21 protein-coding genes are annotated in these 17,907 nt (G+C 67.6%); 10 read left to right on the top strand and 11 right to left on the bottom strand.

Annotated features, from left to right (window positions below; genetic code table 11):
- Positions 1-7: 7 nt before the first annotated feature.
- A complete protein-coding gene (locus tag ABMY26_RS23055) occupies positions 8-520 on the bottom strand; it encodes a ferritin-like domain-containing protein (RefSeq protein WP_372396960.1) in 513 nt (170 codons plus the stop codon).
- Positions 521-655: 135 nt separating this feature from the next.
- Here ABMY26_RS23055 and ABMY26_RS23050 point away from each other — a divergent pair, with 135 nt between their 5' ends.
- The gene (locus ABMY26_RS23050) at positions 656-871 is read left to right on the top strand and encodes a hypothetical protein (protein ID WP_372396959.1); all 216 of its coding nucleotides are present in this window, start codon (positions 656-658) and stop codon (positions 869-871) included.
- A 388-nt stretch (positions 872-1,259) separates the two neighbouring features.
- Complete coding sequence (locus ABMY26_RS23045) at positions 1,260-1,685, top strand: hypothetical protein (RefSeq protein ID WP_372396958.1); 426 nt, start codon at positions 1,260-1,262, stop codon at positions 1,683-1,685.
- 148 nt (positions 1,686-1,833) lie between these two features.
- Here ABMY26_RS23045 and ABMY26_RS23040 read toward each other — a convergent pair whose 3' ends face one another.
- A complete protein-coding gene (locus tag ABMY26_RS23040) occupies positions 1,834-2,277 on the bottom strand; it encodes a MucR family transcriptional regulator (RefSeq protein WP_045580563.1) in 444 nt (147 codons plus the stop codon).
- Positions 2,278-2,852: 575 nt separating this feature from the next.
- On the opposite strand from ABMY26_RS23040, the gene rpiB reads away from it, so the two are divergent.
- The 3 genes from rpiB (at position 2,853) to nrdR (ending at position 5,255) form a co-directional block, all read left to right on the top strand.
- The gene (gene rpiB, locus ABMY26_RS23035) at positions 2,853-3,290 is read left to right on the top strand and encodes a ribose 5-phosphate isomerase B (RefSeq protein WP_372396957.1); all 438 of its coding nucleotides are present in this window, start codon (positions 2,853-2,855) and stop codon (positions 3,288-3,290) included.
- A gap of 161 nt (positions 3,291-3,451) precedes the next feature.
- Positions 3,452-4,753 (top strand): serine hydroxymethyltransferase, encoded by a 1,302-nt coding sequence (glyA, locus tag ABMY26_RS23030; RefSeq protein WP_372396956.1) that lies wholly within the window; start codon positions 3,452-3,454, stop codon positions 4,751-4,753.
- A gap of 34 nt (positions 4,754-4,787) precedes the next feature.
- Positions 4,788-5,255 carry a transcriptional regulator NrdR gene (gene nrdR / locus ABMY26_RS23025; protein ID WP_045580561.1) on the top strand — a complete coding sequence of 156 codons (468 nt, stop codon included), beginning with the start codon at positions 4,788-4,790 and terminating at the stop codon, positions 5,253-5,255.
- A gap of 55 nt (positions 5,256-5,310) precedes the next feature.
- Here nrdR and ABMY26_RS23020 read toward each other — a convergent pair whose 3' ends face one another.
- The 9 genes from ABMY26_RS23020 to ABMY26_RS22980 all read right to left on the bottom strand — a co-directional run bounded on the left by ABMY26_RS23020 (position 5,311) and on the right by ABMY26_RS22980 (position 13,858).
- Positions 5,311-7,413: a sodium-translocating pyrophosphatase gene (locus tag ABMY26_RS23020; RefSeq protein ID WP_372396955.1), complete on the bottom strand. Its 2,103-nt coding sequence runs from the start codon at positions 7,411-7,413 to the stop codon at positions 5,311-5,313.
- 244 nt (positions 7,414-7,657) lie between these two features.
- A complete protein-coding gene (locus ABMY26_RS23015; RefSeq protein WP_045580559.1) occupies positions 7,658-8,113 on the bottom strand; it encodes a hypothetical protein in 456 nt (151 codons plus the stop codon).
- Positions 8,114-8,214: 101 nt separating this feature from the next.
- Positions 8,215-9,207 carry a thiamine-phosphate kinase gene (gene thiL, locus ABMY26_RS23010; RefSeq protein ID WP_372396954.1) on the bottom strand — a complete coding sequence of 331 codons (993 nt, stop codon included), beginning with the start codon at positions 9,205-9,207 and terminating at the stop codon, positions 8,215-8,217.
- 67 nt (positions 9,208-9,274) lie between these two features.
- Positions 9,275-9,862: a transcription antitermination factor NusB gene (gene nusB / locus ABMY26_RS23005; RefSeq protein ID WP_372396953.1), complete on the bottom strand. Its 588-nt coding sequence runs from the start codon at positions 9,860-9,862 to the stop codon at positions 9,275-9,277.
- 36 nt (positions 9,863-9,898) lie between these two features.
- Entirely contained in the window at positions 9,899-10,363 is a 465-nt protein-coding gene (locus tag ABMY26_RS23000) for a 6,7-dimethyl-8-ribityllumazine synthase (RefSeq protein WP_045580556.1), read from the bottom strand.
- Positions 10,364-10,394: 31 nt separating this feature from the next.
- Positions 10,395-11,534, bottom strand: coding sequence for a 3,4-dihydroxy-2-butanone-4-phosphate synthase (gene ribB, locus ABMY26_RS22995; protein WP_372396952.1), 1,140 nt, complete (start codon positions 11,532-11,534; stop codon positions 10,395-10,397).
- Entirely contained in the window at positions 11,531-12,118 is a 588-nt protein-coding gene (locus tag ABMY26_RS22990; RefSeq protein WP_372396951.1) for a riboflavin synthase, read from the bottom strand. Before ABMY26_RS22990 ends, ribB begins: the two co-directional genes overlap by 4 nt.
- A 91-nt stretch (positions 12,119-12,209) precedes the next feature.
- A complete protein-coding gene (ribD, locus tag ABMY26_RS22985) occupies positions 12,210-13,361 on the bottom strand; it encodes a bifunctional diaminohydroxyphosphoribosylaminopyrimidine deaminase/5-amino-6-(5-phosphoribosylamino)uracil reductase RibD (RefSeq protein WP_372396950.1) in 1,152 nt (383 codons plus the stop codon).
- Positions 13,362-13,375: 14 nt separating this feature from the next.
- Positions 13,376-13,858 (bottom strand): outer membrane protein assembly factor BamE, encoded by a 483-nt coding sequence (locus tag ABMY26_RS22980; RefSeq protein WP_372396949.1) that lies wholly within the window; start codon positions 13,856-13,858, stop codon positions 13,376-13,378.
- Positions 13,859-13,991: 133 nt separating this feature from the next.
- Between ABMY26_RS22980 and ABMY26_RS22975 the strand changes: the two genes are divergently transcribed.
- The 5 genes from ABMY26_RS22975 to ABMY26_RS22955 all read left to right on the top strand — a co-directional run bounded on the left by ABMY26_RS22975 (position 13,992) and on the right by ABMY26_RS22955 (position 17,781).
- Positions 13,992-14,579 (top strand): ubiquinol-cytochrome C chaperone family protein, encoded by a 588-nt coding sequence (locus ABMY26_RS22975; RefSeq protein ID WP_372396948.1) that lies wholly within the window; start codon positions 13,992-13,994, stop codon positions 14,577-14,579.
- Positions 14,580-14,730: 151 nt separating this feature from the next.
- The gene (locus ABMY26_RS22970; RefSeq protein WP_372396947.1) at positions 14,731-15,306 is read left to right on the top strand and encodes a DUF177 domain-containing protein; all 576 of its coding nucleotides are present in this window, start codon (positions 14,731-14,733) and stop codon (positions 15,304-15,306) included.
- Between the two features lie 177 nt (positions 15,307-15,483).
- Positions 15,484-15,672 (top strand): 50S ribosomal protein L32, encoded by a 189-nt coding sequence (gene rpmF, locus ABMY26_RS22965; RefSeq protein ID WP_012973646.1) that lies wholly within the window; start codon positions 15,484-15,486, stop codon positions 15,670-15,672.
- Positions 15,673-15,754: 82 nt separating this feature from the next.
- Positions 15,755-16,807, top strand: coding sequence for a phosphate acyltransferase PlsX (plsX, locus tag ABMY26_RS22960; RefSeq protein WP_045580551.1), 1,053 nt, complete (start codon positions 15,755-15,757; stop codon positions 16,805-16,807).
- 2 nt (positions 16,808-16,809) lie between these two features.
- On the top strand, positions 16,810-17,781 hold the full coding sequence (locus ABMY26_RS22955; protein ID WP_372396946.1) for a beta-ketoacyl-ACP synthase III: 972 nt from the start codon (positions 16,810-16,812) through the stop codon (positions 17,779-17,781).
- Positions 17,782-17,907 lie beyond the last annotated feature (126 nt).

Here is a 17,907-nt window from a genome sequence, read left to right as displayed (position 1 = left end):
CCGCAGGTCAGGCGGCCTTCTTCCCGCCGGCGGCCAGTGCCTTCTTGTTGACGTCGCCGATGGCGAGCTTGTTCAGCAGCATGTCGGTATCCTTCTCCTCCTGCAGCGTTTCGTCCAGCAGTTGGGCGACCCTGTCGAGGCCGCAGGCGGTGGCGTAGGCATGCAGCGTGCCGTAGCTGGCGATCTCGTAATGCTCCACCTTCTGGGCGGCGGCGATCAGTGCGGCATCCTGCACCTCGGGGGCCAGCCCCATCTCCAGGATTTCCTGGGCCTCGCTGATCAGCCCTTCCATCGCGTCGCAATGCTTGCCGCGTGCCCGGGTGTCCAACTCCTCGAAAATCTGCTGCAGCCGCTCGATCTGACCATTGGTCTGTTCCAGATGGGCTTCGAACGCCTGGCGCAGCTGGTCGGACTTGGCGGCCTTCGCCATTTTGGGCAGGGCCTTCGCGATCTGCTTCTCGGCGTGGTAGATGTCGCGAAGATCCTCGATCAGCAGATCCTGCATCGTCTTGGCGGCCATGGGTGTGGTCCTTCGTCGCTGTGGATGTTTGCGGAGCGGGGCTCCGGCGCGCCGACTTGGCAGCGTGGACAACAGGAACGATGGCCGGGTGTTGCGGTCTCGAACGGAGCTGGCCTTCGGGCAAAGGAGGGGCATATGACGGCGGCAGGCGGGAACGGCGAGGTCCTGTTCGAGTTCCAGCGGGTGGGCAGCTACCTGAAGGTGGTCGCCATCGACGCCAAGACCGGCGTGGAGGTGACGGTGGCCGGCCCTGCGACCGGCAGTCTGGAACTGCTGAAGCGCACCGCGATCAACAAGCTGCGCTTCGTGCAGAGCAAGCCTGGACCGGGCAAGCCGGCGCCGGGCAGGTAGGGATTGGGCGGCGGGCGTTGACTGCGTCCGTTGCAGCTTCGTTTGGCGATCGGATTCACGCTTCAAATCGATGCCGCTTTTGATCCGATCTAAGAAAACGCGCCGTCGGGCAGAGCCCGGCGGCGCGGATCGAAGTCTGGCTTTTGCTGATGGTGAGCGCCGGCATGCCCACGCCGACGGTGGAGGCCGGGTGTGACTGCCCAGTGCCGAACCGCCGGTCGTAGAGCGAACCGCTCGCCCCGGACAGTAGACCTATGCCTGCCCGTTGACACTGGCGCAGGGGGTGTAACGCTTGTAGAACCGCCCTTCGCTGAACGAACGGCGCTTATGAAGGGCGCTCGTCCGGCGCCGTTCGGCTGGAAGAACGAAACAGCGGAGGATCGGGGCGATGGCTCGTGTGACGGCTTTCCTGCGGGTGTCGGTGATATCGGCGGTGCTGGCCGCTACCCTGCTGGCATCCCAGGCGGCGTCCCGGCCGGCCTCCGCCGCCAACCAGACGTCGCAGAGCCATGCCGGCGGGGGGCGGCCGGGCGACAAGCCGGCCGCCCCGGCGAATGCCGCCGAAACCCAGCCGGCCGCAACGGTTGCGGGGTGCCTTAAGCCGGGCGTGCCGTTGTGCATGGACGATCCGTCCACCTTTTTCAGCGCCGACAGGATGTCGTCCTGCCAAGGCGAGGTGAAGGACTATGTCGACAAGTCTATGGCCTACCTGACCTGCCTGAATGACGAGAATATGGCGACCGGGCGGGAGTTGGGCCGCAATGTCGAGCGCTTCAACTGCCGCCTTTCCGGCCGCAAGGGCTGTGCCAACTGAGGCCGCCGGTCAGGTGGAAGCGATCCCGCCTTCGATCGATCCGACGCGAGCTCCGTGAATCCAGTACGGCTCGGTCGGCTGGGCCGGACACGCGCGCGGGCCGCGTTCCCAGGGGAACCGGCCCGCGTTGCATACGGACGATGCGGAGTCAGCCGGCCTTGCGGCGGGTCTGGCGGCCGGAACTGCGGCCCAGGCCGATGCGCTTGGCGAATTCCGAACGCTGCGCGGCATAATTCGGTGCAACCATCGGATAATCGGGCGGAAGTCCCCAACGGACCCGATATTCGTCCGGCGACATGTTGTAGGTCGAGCGAAGGTGCCGTTTCAGCATCTTCAGCTTCTTACCGTCTTCCAGGCAGACGATGTATTCCGGCGTGACCGACTTTCGAATCGGAACGGCAGGCTTCAGCGGCTCCGCCGCGATTTCACGCGGCTGACCATTCAGGCCGGTCAGCGACGAATAGACCGTATTGATCACGTCGGGGATTTGCTGAGCAGGCAATACGTTCTTGCTGACATACGCCGATACGATGTCGGCGGTCATCCGCAGCAGCGCATTGTCCGGTACATCGGCGCGAAGCTGGTCGCTCATTGCACTGTGTCCTGGTTTTTCATTTGTCCGTAGGAACCAAGTTGCATACCGTGATTTGGGTGTCAATATAAATTCGGCAAGCGGCAAATTAGTTGCTCTTGTCGATCAGAACAAAGGAATACGGCATAAATCAGCCTTCGCTGAAAACCGTCCGCCGGTTGTGGCTGTGCCGCGCCTTTAAGGGCTGTCTAGTAAGACCCGGCTTTGGATTTTCCGCCGACCCCGGTGCGGCAATTGGCCGATTGCCTCGTCCTATAACGAATCGGCTATCTCCCTTGTTTGGCCAGCTCGACAACGAAGAGGTGAAATCCGTGTCTAAACTTTCGTGATGTCGGGGCAGGAGCCGTGACAGAAGCAGGGGCGTGGTGCTGTGGCATCGGGGATGCCGGGAGGGGAAGAGCGTAATCGGCCCGGGGGTCACCGCCGTTCCCGGCCTCGTCATTCCCAACATTGCCATGCATCCATGTCATGGTGTGGCAGTGGCGGTTCGCATCGACATCTGGTAGGGTTCCGGCGTCTTTTGCCGCAGCATCCGTTACCGTATCCGTACTGCACGCACCGGAGTTTCCGCCGTCATGACCGTCCGCACCGTAGCGCTCGCCTCCGACCACGCCGGCTATGAGCTGAAGGCTCAGATCGCCCGGCAACTTGAAGGTGCCGGCTACACCGTCCTCGATCTCGGTACCGACGGTCCGGCCTCGGTGGATTACCCGGACTTCGCCGCGGCCCTGGCCGCTGCCGTCACCGACGGCCGGGCGCAGCGCGGCGTGCTGATCTGCGGCAGCGGCATCGGCATCAGCATCGCCGCCAACCGCCATCCCGGCATCCGCGCCGCGCTGGTCCACGACGTCACGACCGCGCGCCTGTCGCGCGAGCACAACGACGCCAACGTGATCGCGCTGGGCGCCCGCATCGTCGGTCCGGAGATCGCCAAGGACTGCGTCGAGGTCTTCCTGAAAGCCGGCTTCGAAGGCGGCGAGCGCCACAGCCGCCGCATCGCCAAGATGGGCTGACGCCCATTTTGCCGGGATGGGCTGAAGCCCGTCCGCGAACCTGACGAACTCGGCCGCAAGGCCCGCAACCGGGGCGCGAAAGATCCCGGTACGACCCGTTTGGAGCGACCTGTCCGATCCTTGCCGGACCGCTTCATGCCTTCGATGAGGAGCCTCCCGCCATGACCACCACCAACGCCGCCGAGATCGGCCGCTTCTTCGCCGCCTCGCTCGCCGAGACCGATCCCGAACTGGCCCGCGCGGTGCGCGACGAGCTGGTGCGCCAGCAGGAGCAGATCGAACTGATCGCGTCCGAGAACATCGTCTCGCAGGCGGTGCTGGAGGCGCAGGGCTCCGTCCTCACCAACAAGTATGCCGAAGGCTATCCGGGCAAGCGTTACTACGGCGGCTGCGAGTTCGTCGACGTCGCCGAGACGCTGGCGATCGAGCGCGCCTGCAAGCTGTTCGGCTGCGACTTCGCCAACGTGCAGCCCAACTCCGGCTCCCAGGCCAACCAGGCGGTGATGCTGGCCCTGCTGCAGCCGGGCGACTGCGTGCTCGGCATGTCGCTGGCCGCGGGCGGCCACCTGACCCATGGCGCCGCGCCCAACATGTCGGGCAAGTGGTTCAAGGCCGTTCAGTACGGCGTGCGCAAGGACGACCACCTGATCGACTTCGATCAGGTCGAGGCGCTGGCGCGCGAGCACAAGCCGAAGCTGATCATCGCCGGCGGCTCCGCCTATCCGCGCGTGCTCGACTATCAGCGCTTCCGCGCCATCGCGGACGAGGTCGGCGCCTACTTCATGGTGGACATCGCCCACTATGCCGGCCTGATCGCCGGCGGCGTCTACCCGAACCCCTTCCCCTATGCCGACGTCGCCACCACCACCACCCACAAGACGCTGCGCGGCCCGCGCGGCGGCATGGTGCTGACCAACCGGGAAGACATCGCCAAGAAGATCAACTCGGCGGTGTTCCCCGGCCTCCAGGGCGGCCCGCTGATGCATGTCATCGCCGCCAAGGCGGTGGCCTTCGCCGAGGCGCTGCGTCCGGAGTTCAAGACCTATGCCCAGGCGGTGGTCGACAACGCCCAGGTGCTGGCGAAGACGCTGATCGACGGCGGGCTGGACATCGTGTCGGGCGGCACCGACAGCCACATCGTGCTGGTCGACCTGCGGCCGAAGAACCTGACCGGCAAGGCGGCGGAAGCCAGCCTGGAGCATGCCGGCATGACCTGCAACAAGAACGGCGTGCCGTTCGATCCGCAGAAGCCGATGATCACCTCGGGCGTCCGTCTGGGCAGCCCGGCGGCGACCACCCGCGGTTTCGGCGTTGCCGAGTTCAAACAGGTCGGCGAGATGATCGTGGAGACGCTGGACGGGCTGGCCGCCAGCAACTCCGGCGACAACACGGCGGTCGAGGCGGCGATGCGCGAGCGTGTCCGCGGCCTGTGCCGTCAGTTCCCGATCTACCCGACACTGTGATCGCCCACGCTGTAATCCACGGGGAAACCACGAGATGCGCTGCCCGTTCTGCGGAAACGAGGACACCCAGGTCAAGGACTCGCGCCCGACGGAGGACAACTCGGCGATCCGCCGGCGGCGCTTCTGCCCGAGCTGCAGCGCCCGCTTCACCACCTTCGAACGCGTCCAGCTGCGCGAGCTGACGGTGGTGAAGAGCAACGGCCAGCGCGAACCCTTCGACCGCGAGAAGCTGCTGCGGTCGATGCGGATCGCGCTGCGCAAGCGCCCGATCGACGGCGACCGCATCGACCGGGTGGTGAACAGCCTGGTCCGCCAGCTCGAATCCTCCGGCGAGAGCGAGATCCCGTCGAAGCAGATCGGCGAGAAGATCATGGAGGCCCTGCAGACCCTGGATCAGGTCGCGTATATCCGCTACGCCTCGGTCTACAAGGACTTCCGCGAAGCCTCGGACTTCAACGAGTTCGTGGAGCAGCTGGCTCCGGAGGCTTCGCCGGGGGTGTAAGTTCCATTGGGGCGGGGGCAGCAGCTGAATTCGCTATGCTCCCCGCCCCAACCTTTCATCCATACTGCGCCAGGATCGCCAGCAGCAGGATCGCCACGATGTTGGTGATCTTGATCATCGGGTTTACCGCCGGGCCGGCGGTGTCCTTGTAGGGGTCGCCGACGGTGTCGCCGGTCACCGCCGCCTTGTGGGCGTCGGACCCCTTGCCGCCGTGGTTGCCCTCCTCGATGTATTTCTTTGCATTGTCCCAGGCGCCGCCGCCCGAGGTCATCGAGATGGCGACGAAGATGCCGGTGACGATGGTGCCGAGCAGCATGGCGCCGAGTGCGGCGAAGCCGGCGGCCTGCCCGCCGATGGCGGCGATGACCATGTACAGCACCACCGGGGCCAGCACCGGCAGCAGGGACGGTATGATCATCTCCTTGATCGCGGCCCGGGTCAGCATGTCGACGGCACGGCCGTAGTCCGGCTTGGCGGTTCCCTCCATGATGCCGGGGATCTCGCGGAACTGGCGCCGCACCTCGACCACCACCGATCCGGCGGCACGGCCGACCGCTGTCATGCCCATGGCGCCGAACAGGTAGGGCAGCAGCCCGCCCACCAGCAGCCCGACCACGACATAGGGGTCGTTCAGCCGGAACTCGACGGGTACGTTGGGGAAATAGTGGCCGAGATCCTGGACATAGGCCGCGAACAGCACCAGCGCCGCCAGCCCGGCCGAGCCGATTGCATAGCCCTTGGTCACCGCCTTGGTGGTGTTGCCGACGGCGTCCAGCGCATCGGTGGTGACGCGGATGTTGGCGGGCATGTCTGCCATCTCGGCGATGCCGCCGGCATTGTCGGTGACCGGCCCATAGGCGTCGAGCGCCACCACCATGCCGGCCAGCGCCAGCATCGTCGTCGCGGCGATGCCGATGCCGAAGACTCCGGCCTGGCCATGGGCGATCAGGATGCCGGCACAGATCACGATCACCGGCAGGGCGGTCGATTCCATCGACACCGCCAGCCCCTGGATGACGTTGGTGCCGTGTCCGGTCTCCGACGCCTTGGCGACGCTGCGCACCGGCCGGAAGGCGGTCGAGGTGTAGTACTCGGTGATCCAGACCAGCAGGCCGGTGACGCCCAGCCCGACCAGGGCGGAGACGATCAGGTTGAACCCGGTGATCGCCGTGCCGTCGGCCATGACGATGGCGCGGGTGAAGCCGAACAGGATCGCGGTGACGATCAGGATCAGCACCAGCGACAACCCGGCCGCCACCGCCAGCCCCTTGTAGAGCGCCTTCATGATGGCGTTGTCGGCGCCCAGCTTCACCGCGAAGGTGCCGGCGACCGAGGCCAGGATGCAGACCGCGCCGATCAGCAGCGGATAGACCAGCATCAGCCGCAAAACCCCGCCGGAAAAGAAAATCGCCGCCAACAGCATGGTGGCGACGATGGTGACGGCGTAGGTTTCGAACAGGTCGGCGGCCATGCCGGCACAGTCGCCGACATTGTCGCCGACATTGTCGGCGATGACCGCCGGGTTGCGCGGGTCGTCCTCCGGAATACCGGCCTCGACCTTGCCGACGAGATCGGCGCCGACGTCGGCCCCCTTGGTGAAGATGCCGCCGCCCAGCCGCGCGAAGATCGAGATCAGCGAGGCGCCGAAGCTGAGCGCGACCAGCGCCTCCAGCACGGTGCGCACCTCCACCGGGTCGTTGACGCGGTAGATCAGGGTAAGGACGCCGAAATAGCCGCCGACTCCCAGCAGCCCCAGCCCGACCACCAGCATGCCGGTGATGGCGCCCGACTTGAAGGCGATGTCAAGCGCCGGCGCCAGCCCGCGGGTCGCCGCCTCCGCCGTGCGGACGTTGGCGCGGACCGACACGTTCATGCCGATGTAGCCGGCGCTGCCCGACAGCACGGCGCCGATCAGGAAGCCCAGCGCGACCGGAAAGCCGAGAGTCGCCCACAGGATGACCAGCAGCACGGATCCGGCGATGGCGATGGTGGTGTATTGGCGGTTCAGATAGGCACGCGCCCCCTCCTGCACCGCGGCGGCGATGGCCTGCATCCGTTCGGATCCCGGCGATGCGGCCATGACTTCTTTTCCGGTGCGAAAACCGTAGGCCAGCGCAAGCAGGCCGGCGGCGATGATGACGATGAACGCTAAAGCCATCGCATCCCCCGTTTGATTTTAAGGTCGCGCCCCGGAAAGGCTGTCTCCCGATGTCTGCGAAGAGAGGGAGTAGTCGGGCGCAAGTATTGTCGGAAAAAGCATGCCCCCCGCGGCAGCGCTTTGCAACCGCCGCACCGTCAATGGCAGCGCGGCGAAATGGCCAGGGGTGGTACTGACCTTTGTCGGTACCGCTGCGCTTCTGCACCGCACAATGGGTGCCGAATGCGTGTGGGGGGAGAAGCGTTCAGAGATTGCGCTGCGTAACCGCCTGGACAAGAACGTCCTGCACCGCATCCTTGCCCACGATTTTGCCGGCAGCCTCCACCAATTTGGCCTTTACGGCAGGAATATTGACCAATGCTCCTTTCAGGATCGACTGGTCGGCGATGCCGCCATAGAGCGCGGTCAGAAAGGCATCGGTCAGGCGCGGCTGGTTGGCCTGGACCATCGGTTGCTTTTCCAGAACCACCTCGACCGCCACCACGACGGTCACGAACTGCTCGACTCGGGACGGGCCGATCATCGGCACCACCAACGGCGGCAGCCGGACGAATGCGGTGGGCGGCTTGGGCGGCGGTTCGACCTTCTTCGGCTCGTCCTGCCGGTCTACATAGTATTTCTGATAGGCGAACCAGCCGCCGACGCTGGCGCCGCCCAGCAGCACGATGCCCAGCACGAGCACGATCAGGGCCTTGACCACCGCAGCACACCTTCGCAAAACACCAAGCCGCACCCTGCGACGCGGATGCTTTCCATTGTCTTAAGGTGTCATAGGGACCGATGGCAAAGGCGCAAGCGGGGTCAGAAATGGTCCCAGCCGCGGCGGGTCAGCGGCAGGGCCGTGCCCGTGCCGTCGAGGACGGTGACGGCGCCGGCCTCCCCTGGGAGGAGCAAGCCGATCTCGGTGATGGCGACGCCGCCGGCGGCCGACAGGGCGGCGAGGGCGTCCCGCGCCGATTCGGGCGCGCTGAACAGCAGTTCGTAATCGTCGCCACCGGTGATCGCCAGCGCCAGCCGGGCCGGGTCGCCGCCAATGGCCCCGCGGGCGGCGTCCGACAGCGGGACCGCATCGGCCTGCAGGAGGGCGGCGCAGCCCGACTCCTCGCACAGATGGCCCAGATCGGCGACCAGACCGTCCGACACGTCGAGCGCGCCGCCGGCCAGCCCGATCAGGCGGGGGCCGATGCCGGTGCGCGGGTCCGGCCGGCGCAGGCGGCGCAACAGATGGCCGCTGGCTTCCTCGTCCGGCAGGTCGAGCCGGCCATAGGCGATCTCGAGCCCCAGCGCGGCGTCGCCGATGGTTCCGGTGACGAAGACCCGGTCGCCCGGTCGCCCGCCCCAGCGCGGCAGGGCCCGGCCTGCCGGCACCAGCCCGAAGGCGGTCACCGACAGGGTGACCGGACCCGTGGTCGACACCGAATCGCCCCCGGCCAGCGCGATCCCGAACTGTTGCTGATCCGCGCCCAGGCCGGCGGCGAACGCCTCCAGCCAGGAGTCCGGCAGCCCGCGGGGCAGGGCGGTCACCAGCGTGTAGGCCAGTGGCTCCGCCCCCATGGCGGCGAGGTCGGACAGGTTGCTGCGCATCAGCTTGGCGGCGATGTCGCCGGGCGCGTCGTCGGGGAAGAAATGGACGCCTGCGACCATGGCATCGGTGGTGACCACCAGTTCCCGCCCCTCCGGCACGCCGAACACGGCGGCATCGTCCCGCAGGCCGCGGGCCCCGGCGAAACCGGCGGCGAGCGGCTTGAAGAAGCGGGCTATGCGGCCGAACTCGCCGGTGGTGCTGGTGGCCATGGTCTTGGGCGTGCTCTTGGTGGGGACGCCTGTTGCTCCTCTCCCTGGTGGGGAGAGGGCTCCCGGCTCACTCGTCGGCCGGGCTGCGGTCGGGGTCGGGCTTGGCGAGGTCGTCGGCGCGCAGCGCGCGGGCCACATGATCGAGGACGCCGTTCACCATCGCCGGCTCGCGGCCGGAGAAGAAGGCGCGGGCGACATCGACATACTCGCTGATCAGGATGCGCGGGTGGGTGTCGAGATGGACCGCGATCTCATAGGCGCCGGCCCGCAGGATGGCGCGCAGCAGCAGCTCCAGCCGCTCGATCGGGAAGCGCGGGTCGAGCGCGGCGCCCAGAACCCCGTCGACCTCGGCCCGGCGGTGAGTGGCGCCGCGGACGATGTCGGCGAACAGCTGCGGGTCGCCGGAGACGAACTTGGCGCCGTCGATCTCCTCGCCCAGCCGGTGGGCAACGAACTCGCCGACGACATTCTCGACCGGCGCCTGGGCGAGGTCGATCTGGTAGAGCGCCTGGGCCGCGGCCAGACGGGCAGCCTTGCGGCGGGCCTTGGCCGAGCCGCCGCCGGTCTTGTTCTTGCGGGACTTGCTTTTCCCGCCCTTGGATTCGCCGGGGGCGCGTTCGGGTGTCACGGGGCTGCCCGCGTCGTCGTTGCTCATGGTCATGCAGTCGCTAAAAAAGGGGAGATGCCGGGATCAGCGCGGATAGAGGCGGAATTTGCGCTTCAGGTCAATCATGTCAAGACAGGCCCGCGCGGCGCGCCCCCCCATATTGACCGATCCGACGGTGGCCCGCGCCCAGGCCTGCTCGCGATTTTCCACATTCAGGATGCCGTTTCCGACCGCCAGGCTGTAGCGCAGCGCCAGATCCTGCAAGCCGCGGGCGCTTTCGGCACAGATCGTGTCGTACCGTGTCGTCTCGCCCCGGATCACGCAGCCCAGCGCGACATAGCCGTCGAAGCGCTTGCGGGCGGTGAAGAAATCCATCGAGCGGATGGCGTACATGATCGCCGCCGGAAGCTCCAGGCAGCCGGGCACGCCATAACGGATGTGCGTGGCCCCGGCGCGGTCGAGCTCCGCGACGGCGCCACGCACCAGCTCCTCGGCGATGTCCTCATGGACGCGGGCGTCCACGACCATGATGTGGGGCGTGTCGGTCATCCGGCGGCGGTCTTGTCCTCAGTCGTAACCCTCAGTCGTCACCGGGATCGGCGGCGCCCGGCGTGATCGCACGATGGCCGACCACGGTCAGGCCGTAGCCCTCCAGCCCGATGATCGGCTTCTTGCGGTTGGACAGCAGGACCATCTTGCGCACACCCAGATCCAGCAGGATCTGCGCGCCGATGCCATAATCGCGCAGTTCCGGCGCGCTGCTGGCCTGGCCTTCCAGCCGGGCCTTCAGGACGGTGGACAGGCCGTTCGGGTTCGGCTCGCGCAGCAGCACGACGACACCGCGGCCTTCCCTGGCGATCAGTTCCATCGAGGCATGGAGGTCGTTGCCGCGGCCGGAGTTGCGGTCGCCCAGCACGTCGTCCAGCACCGACTGGGCATGCATGCGCACCAGCACCGGCTCGTCGCCGGAGATGTCGCCCCGCACCAGCGCGATGTGTTCGGCGTACTGGATCTTGTTGATGTAGACGTAGCTCTGGAAACGACCGCCGTAGCTGCTGTCGAGATTGCCGGCCAGCACCTGCTCGACGATGGTCTCGGTGCGGCGGCGGTAGGCGATCAGGTCGGCGATGGTGCCCACCTTCAGCCCGTGGAACTGGGCGAACTGCACCAGGTCCGGCAGGCGGGCCATGGTGCCGTCGTCGTTCATGATCTCGCAGATCACCGCCGACGAGGAATGGCCGGACAGCCGGGCGATGTCGACCGAGGCCTCGGTATGGCCGGCGCGCACCAGCACGCCGCCCTCGCGCGCCAGCAGCGGGAAGATGTGCCCGGGGGTGGCGAGATCCTGCGGACCCGACGCCGGGTCGATGGCGACCGCGATGGTGCGGGCGCGGTCGGCGGCGGAGATGCCGGTGGTGACGCCCTCGCGCGCCTCGATGGACACCGTGAAGGCGGTCTGGTGGCGCGAGGCGTTCTGCTGCGCCATCAGCGGCAGGCGCAGCCGTTCGATGTTCGGCCGGTCCATGGTGAGGCAGATCAGGCCGCGCCCATGCTTGGCCATGAAGTTCACCGCTTCCGGCGTGGCGCAGGAGGCGGGGATCACCAGATCGCCCTCGTTCTCCCGGTCCTCGTCGTCGACCAGGATGAACATCCTGCCCTGACGCGCCTCTTCGATGATCTCTTCGGCGGTCGACAGGTAGTTGTGAAACTCGGACGTCATTCCTGCCCCGCGAGCCGGGCGACGTAGCGCGCCAGCATATCGATTTCGAGATTGACCGCATCGCCCTCCTTCAGCCCGCCGAAGGTGGTGGCGGTCTGGGTGTGGGGGATGATGTTGACGCCGAAGCGGTTGCCGTCGACCTCGTTGACGGTCAGCGACACGCCGTCGATGGCGACGGAGCCCTTGGAGGCGATGTATCTGGCGAGGTTGTCCGGCGCCTCGAAGGTCAGGCGCAGCGACTCGCCGTCGGGGCGGATCGACAGCAGCCGGCCGACGCCGTCGACATGGCCGGACACGATGTGGCCGCCCAGCTCGTCGCCGACCTTCAGCGCGCGTTCCAGGTTGATCCGAGTGCCGGGCTCCCAGCCGCCGAGCGTCGTTTTCGACAGGGTCTCCCCTGACGCCTGGATGACGTAGACCCCTGGTCCCTTTTCGATGACCGTCAGGCAGACGCCGTTATGGGCGATGGACGCCCCGATCGCGATCGTCTCCGTGTCGAAGGCGGTCTCGATGGTGAACCGGGTGTCGCCCTGCCGCTCTACGGCCCGGACGCGCCCGACATCGGTGATGATTCCGGTGAACATGCGGCGAATTTAGCAGGTTTCACGGCCAGGGGAAGCGCGCGCGATGCCGCGTGGGACGCAACGGTCTGTTGCGTCGGCCAAACATATCCGGTCAGGCCGTTTCCGCCGGTGCGACCCGGCGGTAGCTTTCGACCCGGCGGTAGCCTTCGGCGAGGTCGGCCCCGGCGGCACGGACGGCGGTGCGTTCGAACCGGGCCATGGCTGCCAGCGCCTCGACACCGAAGCCGGCGACCGCCGGCAGCCCGTCGCCGCCGATCAGCGACGCGGCGCGGAACCATTCCAGCCGGTCGACCAGCCCGGCGCCGAACAGCGCGCCGGCCAGCGTGGCGCCGCCTTCGACCAGAACGCGGGTCAGGCCGCGGGACGCCAGCGCGGCGAGGGCGGCGGCAGGATCGACGCGGCCGTCCGGACCGGCGGCGGCCTGGATCACCTCCACTCCGAGGGCTTCGAGTGCTTCGGCGCGGGCGGCATCGGGGGCGGAGCGGGTGACGACCCAGGTCGGAATGCGACGGGCACCGGTGGCGAGCTTAGCGGTCGGGGACAGGCGCAGGCCGCTGTCGACCACCACGCGCACCGGGCTGCGGTCTTCGAGGCCGGGCAGGCGGCAGGTCAACTCGGGGTCGTCGGCCAGCGCGGTACCGATGCCGACCAGGATGGCGTCATGGCTGGCGCGCAGCCGATGGCCCCAGGCCCGCGCGGTCGGGCCGGTGATCCATTGCGACTCGCCGCTGCGGGTGGCGATGCGGCCGTCCAGCGTGCTGGCGACCTTGCAGGTGACCAGTGGGCGGCCCAGCGTGATGCGGTTGAAGAAGCCCTCGTTGAGGGCCAGTGCCTCCGCCTCGCACAGGCCGATGGTGACGGCGATGCCGGCGTCGCGCAGCCGGGCCAGCCCGCCGCCGGCGACCCGCGGGTCAGGGTCCCCGCAGGCGACGACCACGCGCGCCACCTTCGCCTCGACCAGGGCCAGGGCGCAGGGCGGTGTCTTGCCGTAATGGTTGCAGGGTTCCAGCGTGACATAGGCGGTTGCGCCCGCCGCCCCGCCGGAGAGGGCGCGGGCATGGGCCAGCGCCTCCGTCTCCGCATGGGGACGGCCACCCGGCTGGGTCCAGCCGCGGCCGATCACGGAACCGTCGCGGACCAGCACGCAGCCGACCGCCGGATTGGGCCAGGTCCGCCCCAGCCCGCGCGCGGCGAGCGACAGGGCGGCCAGCATATGGCGCAGGTCGGTTTCGGCAGTACTCACCGAAGCCGGTCCGATCAGCTGCCCGGGCCTTTGCCCTTGGCGTCCTTGGCGGAGAAGCGGCCGACGTTGCCCATCATCTGCTCGAGGAAGCCCATCTCGCGGCCCGAGGTGGGCGTCGTGCGTTCGACAAGGTCGATGTCCTTGCCGTTCGACTTATCCAGCGTCTTGAGCTGGCGCAGGATGCCGGCATCGTCGAAATGGGCGATGACGACTCGGCGCTCGGTCACTTCCGGCTCGAAGAAGGCGGTTTTCTCGGTCTTCTGCCCGATATAGTACCAGACATTCGGATCGAAGGTGCCCACCGAGGTCGGCGTGCCCAGCACAGCGGCGACATCGTCGCGGCGGCTCTGGCCGGGCTGCAGTTCGGCCACCAGTTCCGGGTCCGTCAGGTTGCCGCGGGTGGCGACGGTGGGCGAGCAGCCGGCCGCTGCGGTGGCGGCGAGCAGGGCGCTGCCCAGCAGGGCGGTGCGGAGAGCGGAAAAGTTCGATCTGGTCATGGTGCTCGGGCTATGATGGAGCCGGCGGGGCGGACGGCGCCGGCAGCGGACGACCGTCCACGCAATTCCGGACAATCGCACCGGGCGCTTCGCCCTGTCAACGAGACTCCGAGTCGGGAGAGGGGATCCGTTCGTGTCGGACAGCATCATCGGCCGGCTGATGGGCCGCCTGGGGATTGGGAGCGGTATCGGTGGCGGCGGGTCGGCCGGCATCGCCGCGGCGGTCGCCGGCCTGTTCACCGCGGTGGTCGGCCAGGCCCGCGAACCTGGCTTCTATCGTGTGCTCGGCGTGCCCGATACGCTGGACGGCCGGTTCGAGATGATGGCCCTGCATCTGTTCCTGGTCATGCGCCGGCTGAAGGGGCAGGGGGGCGAGGCGGCCGCGCTGTCCCGGCGCCTCTACGAAACCATGGTCGACGATTTCGAGAAGTCGCTGATGGAGATGGGGGCCGGCGACAGCGGCATCGCCCGCCGGGTCAAGACCATGGCCCGCGGCATGGCCGGCCGCATCCGCGCCTATGACGAGGCGCTGGCCGAAACCGGCGACCGGAGGCTGGAGGTCGCGCTCGACAACAACCTGTACGGCACGGTCGACCCGGTGCCGGACGGCGCGCTCGCCGCGATGGCCGCCTATGTCCGCGCGTCGGCGGCGACGCTCGATGCGCTCGCATTGGAGACGCTGCTGCGGGGCGAGGCCCGCTTCGCTCCGGTGCCGGCATGATGGCTGCACTCTATATCTATATGGATCCATGTGGATGCCGTGTCCGCGCGGCGTCTGAGGGCTTGCCTTTCGCCGTCCGCGGCTGCATGTGACAGAAGGAATGGGGCGCCCGGTCGCCCGCCGCTGTTTTCCGATCAGAAAGTCTTTCGCCATGAGCCCTGAGAACCGCGCCATGCCGGCCCCTGAATTCTCGCGAATCGTCAATGCCGACGCCGTGCGGCGCGCAGACGTGACCGAGACCATCGAGGCGACGGAGGCGGAGCGGCGCGCGCTCGCCGAGCGGCTGGAGTTGGAGGAGATCGGCAGCCTGACCGCGACCGTGCGGCTGCGCGCGGTGCGCGGCGGCCAGATGATCCGCGTGTCCGGCACGCTGGAGGCCGACGTGGTCCAGACCTGTGTCGTCTCGCTGGAACCGGTGCCGGCCCATGTCAGCGAATCGTTCGAGGCGCTGTTCGCGCCGGAGTCGATGATCGAGGATCCGGGGCTGGAGATCGATATCGACCCGTCTTTGTCGGACGAGGAGAGTCCCGAGCCGATGGAGAACAACCGAATCGACATCGGCGAGCTGGCGGCGCAGCATCTGTCGCTGGGCCTCGACCCCTATCCCCAGGCCCCTGGCGTCGCGTTCGAAGGGTATGATGACGGTCCGGACGAGGCGGCGGTGGTGGAGGAGCCCGAGAAGCCGAACCCTTTCGCCGTGCTGCAGCAGTTGAAATCGCGGAGCTGACCCCCGCGGTGCCCGAGGATTTCACAAAGGATTTCGCCCCCTCCAATGAGTGGTCTTTCCTGTGTGAAAAGGGGGTTGTTCGGGCTTGCCCTTTGGGGGCATTTGCCTTATTGAATGCCGCTCGCGCTGGGCGGCCCCTGTTCGGGCCGCCCTTTCCAATGAAGAGAGTTTACGGTCATGGCTGTTCCGAAGAAGAAGACCTCCAAGTCGCGGCGCAACATGCGGCGTTCGCACCACGCTCTGCCGACCTCGGCCTACAACGAGTGCCCGAACTGCGGCGAGCTGAAGCGTCCGCACCACGTCTGCGGGTCTTGCGGCCATTACGACCAGCGCGAAGTGGTTCAGAGCGGCACCGCGGCCGCTTGATCCCGATCGCGTTGTCTGAGGTCCCGATGACCGGGGGCGTTTGCCGTCCCTGCCGGGGTCCTAGCCGGGGAGCCTGTTCGCGGTGAGCCAGCGCCTGACCATCGCCCTGGATGCCATGGGTGGCGATCTCGGCCCCGACATGGTCGTGGCCGGGGCGGACATCGCGCGGGAGCGCCATCCCGACGTGCGTTTTCTGCTGTATGGCGACCGGCAGCGGGTCGAACCGCTGCTGAACCAGCGGCCTGCGTTGAAGGCGGTGGCGGAAATCCGCCATACCGCCGACTTCGTGGCCGGTGACGCCAAGCCGGCGGTTGCGCTGCGTGCCGGCCGCCAGTCCAGCATGCGCCTCGCCATCGACGCCGTTGCGGCGGGCGAGGCTGCGTGCGTGGTGTCGGCGGGCAACACCGGCGCCCTGATGGCGATGGCGAAATTCGTGCTGAAGACGCTGCCGGGAATCGACCGGCCGGCGATGGCATCCTTCTTCCCGACGCAACGGGGCGAGAGCGTGATGCTGGATCTCGGCGCCAACGCCGAATGCCAGCCCGAGAATCTCGTCCAGTTCGCCGTGATGGGGGCCGTCTTCGCGCGTGCCATCCTGGGCCTGCCGGAGCCGTCGATCGGTGTGCTGAACATCGGGTCGGAGGACATGAAGGGCAACGAGGTGGTGCGTGCCGCGGCGGCCAGCCTGCGCGACATGCCGCTGCCCGGCCGTTTCCATGGCTTCGTCGAGGGTACGGACATCGGGCTCGGCACAGTGGATGTCATCGTCACCGACGGCTTCACCGGCAACGTGGCGCTGAAGACGGCGGAGGGGACGGCCAAGCTGTTCTCCGAATTCCTGCGCCGGACCTTCGCGACGTCGTTCCTGGCGCGGATTGGCTATCTGCTGGCACGCGGCGCCTTCAAGCGCTTCCGTGAACGGATCGATCCGCGGCGTTACAACGGCGCGATGTTCCTGGGGCTGCGCGGCGTCTGCGTGAAGAGCCATGGCGGCACCGACGCGGTCGGCTTCGCCAACGCGGTTGCCGTCGCCATCAATCTGGCGACCCACGGATTCAACGAACGCATCAAGGAAGAGATGGGACGCATAGCCGACGCGGCCTCTCTTCCCGACACGAAGGCGGCGGCGGGCTGAACATGGTCATGCGTTCCCGAGTCCTGGGTTGCGGCATCTTCCTGCCGGGCAACGTCGTCACCAATCGCGATCTGGAACAGCGGGTCGACACGACAGACGAGTGGATCGTCCAGCGCACCGGCATCAAGTCCCGCCATATCGCGGCGGAGGGGGAGAAGACCTCCGACCTCGCGATTGCGGCGGCGATGCGTGCGCTGGAACATGCCGGGGTGCCTGCAGCCAGCATCGACTGCATCATCCTGGCCACGACGACCCCCGACAACACCTTTCCGGCCACCGCGACCAAGGTCCAGGCTGCCCTGGGCACGACCGGATTCGCGATGGACATCCAGGCGGTCTGCGCCGGTTTCGTCTATGCGCTTTCGGTCGCCGACAATTTCCTGCGCAATCGCCAGGCCCGCCGCGCCCTGGTGATCGGGGCGGAGACCTTCTCCCGGCTGCTCGACTGGAACGACCGTACCACCTGCGTGCTTTTCGGCGACGGTGCCGGTGCCATCGTGCTGGACGCCTATGAAGGCAAGGGCGACTCGAGCGACCGCGGCGTGCTGTCCACTCATCTGCATTCCGACGGCAGCCAGTACGACCTGCTCTATGTCGACGGCGGGGCGTCGTCGACCGGAACCATCGGCCATGTCCGCATGCACGGACAGGAGATCTTCCGTCACGCCGTGTCCAAGCTGTCGGCGGTGGTGGAGGAGGCGTTGGCCGCCAACGGCCTGGAGGCCTCCGACATCGATTGGATGGTGCCGCACCAGGCCAATCGGCGGATCATCGACGGGCTGGCCCGCAAGATGAAGCTGCCGCCGGAGAAGGTGGTGCTGACGGTCGACCGCCATGGCAACACCTCGGCGGCCTCGATTCCGCTGGCCCTGGGCGAGGCGGTGGCGGACGGCCGGGTCAAGCGCGGCGATCTGATCCTGATGGAGGCCATCGGCGGCGGCCTGACCTGGGGTTCGGCGCTGATCCGCTGGTAGGACCCATTTCCAGGTACCGGCTTGGCGTTCTGCTGCACTGCACTGCCGCCCTGGCGTCGCCCGGGCGGTTTGCTGCTGCCAAGCTTTTGAATTGACGGACCTTCTTCCCCCGGATTACCGTCTTCG

It is taken from the genome of Azospirillum sp. HJ39, from assembly GCF_041507355.1.
Lineage (GTDB): Bacteria > Pseudomonadota > Alphaproteobacteria > Azospirillales > Azospirillaceae > Azospirillum > Azospirillum thiophilum.
This window is presented reverse-complemented; position numbering and strand designations above follow the sequence as displayed.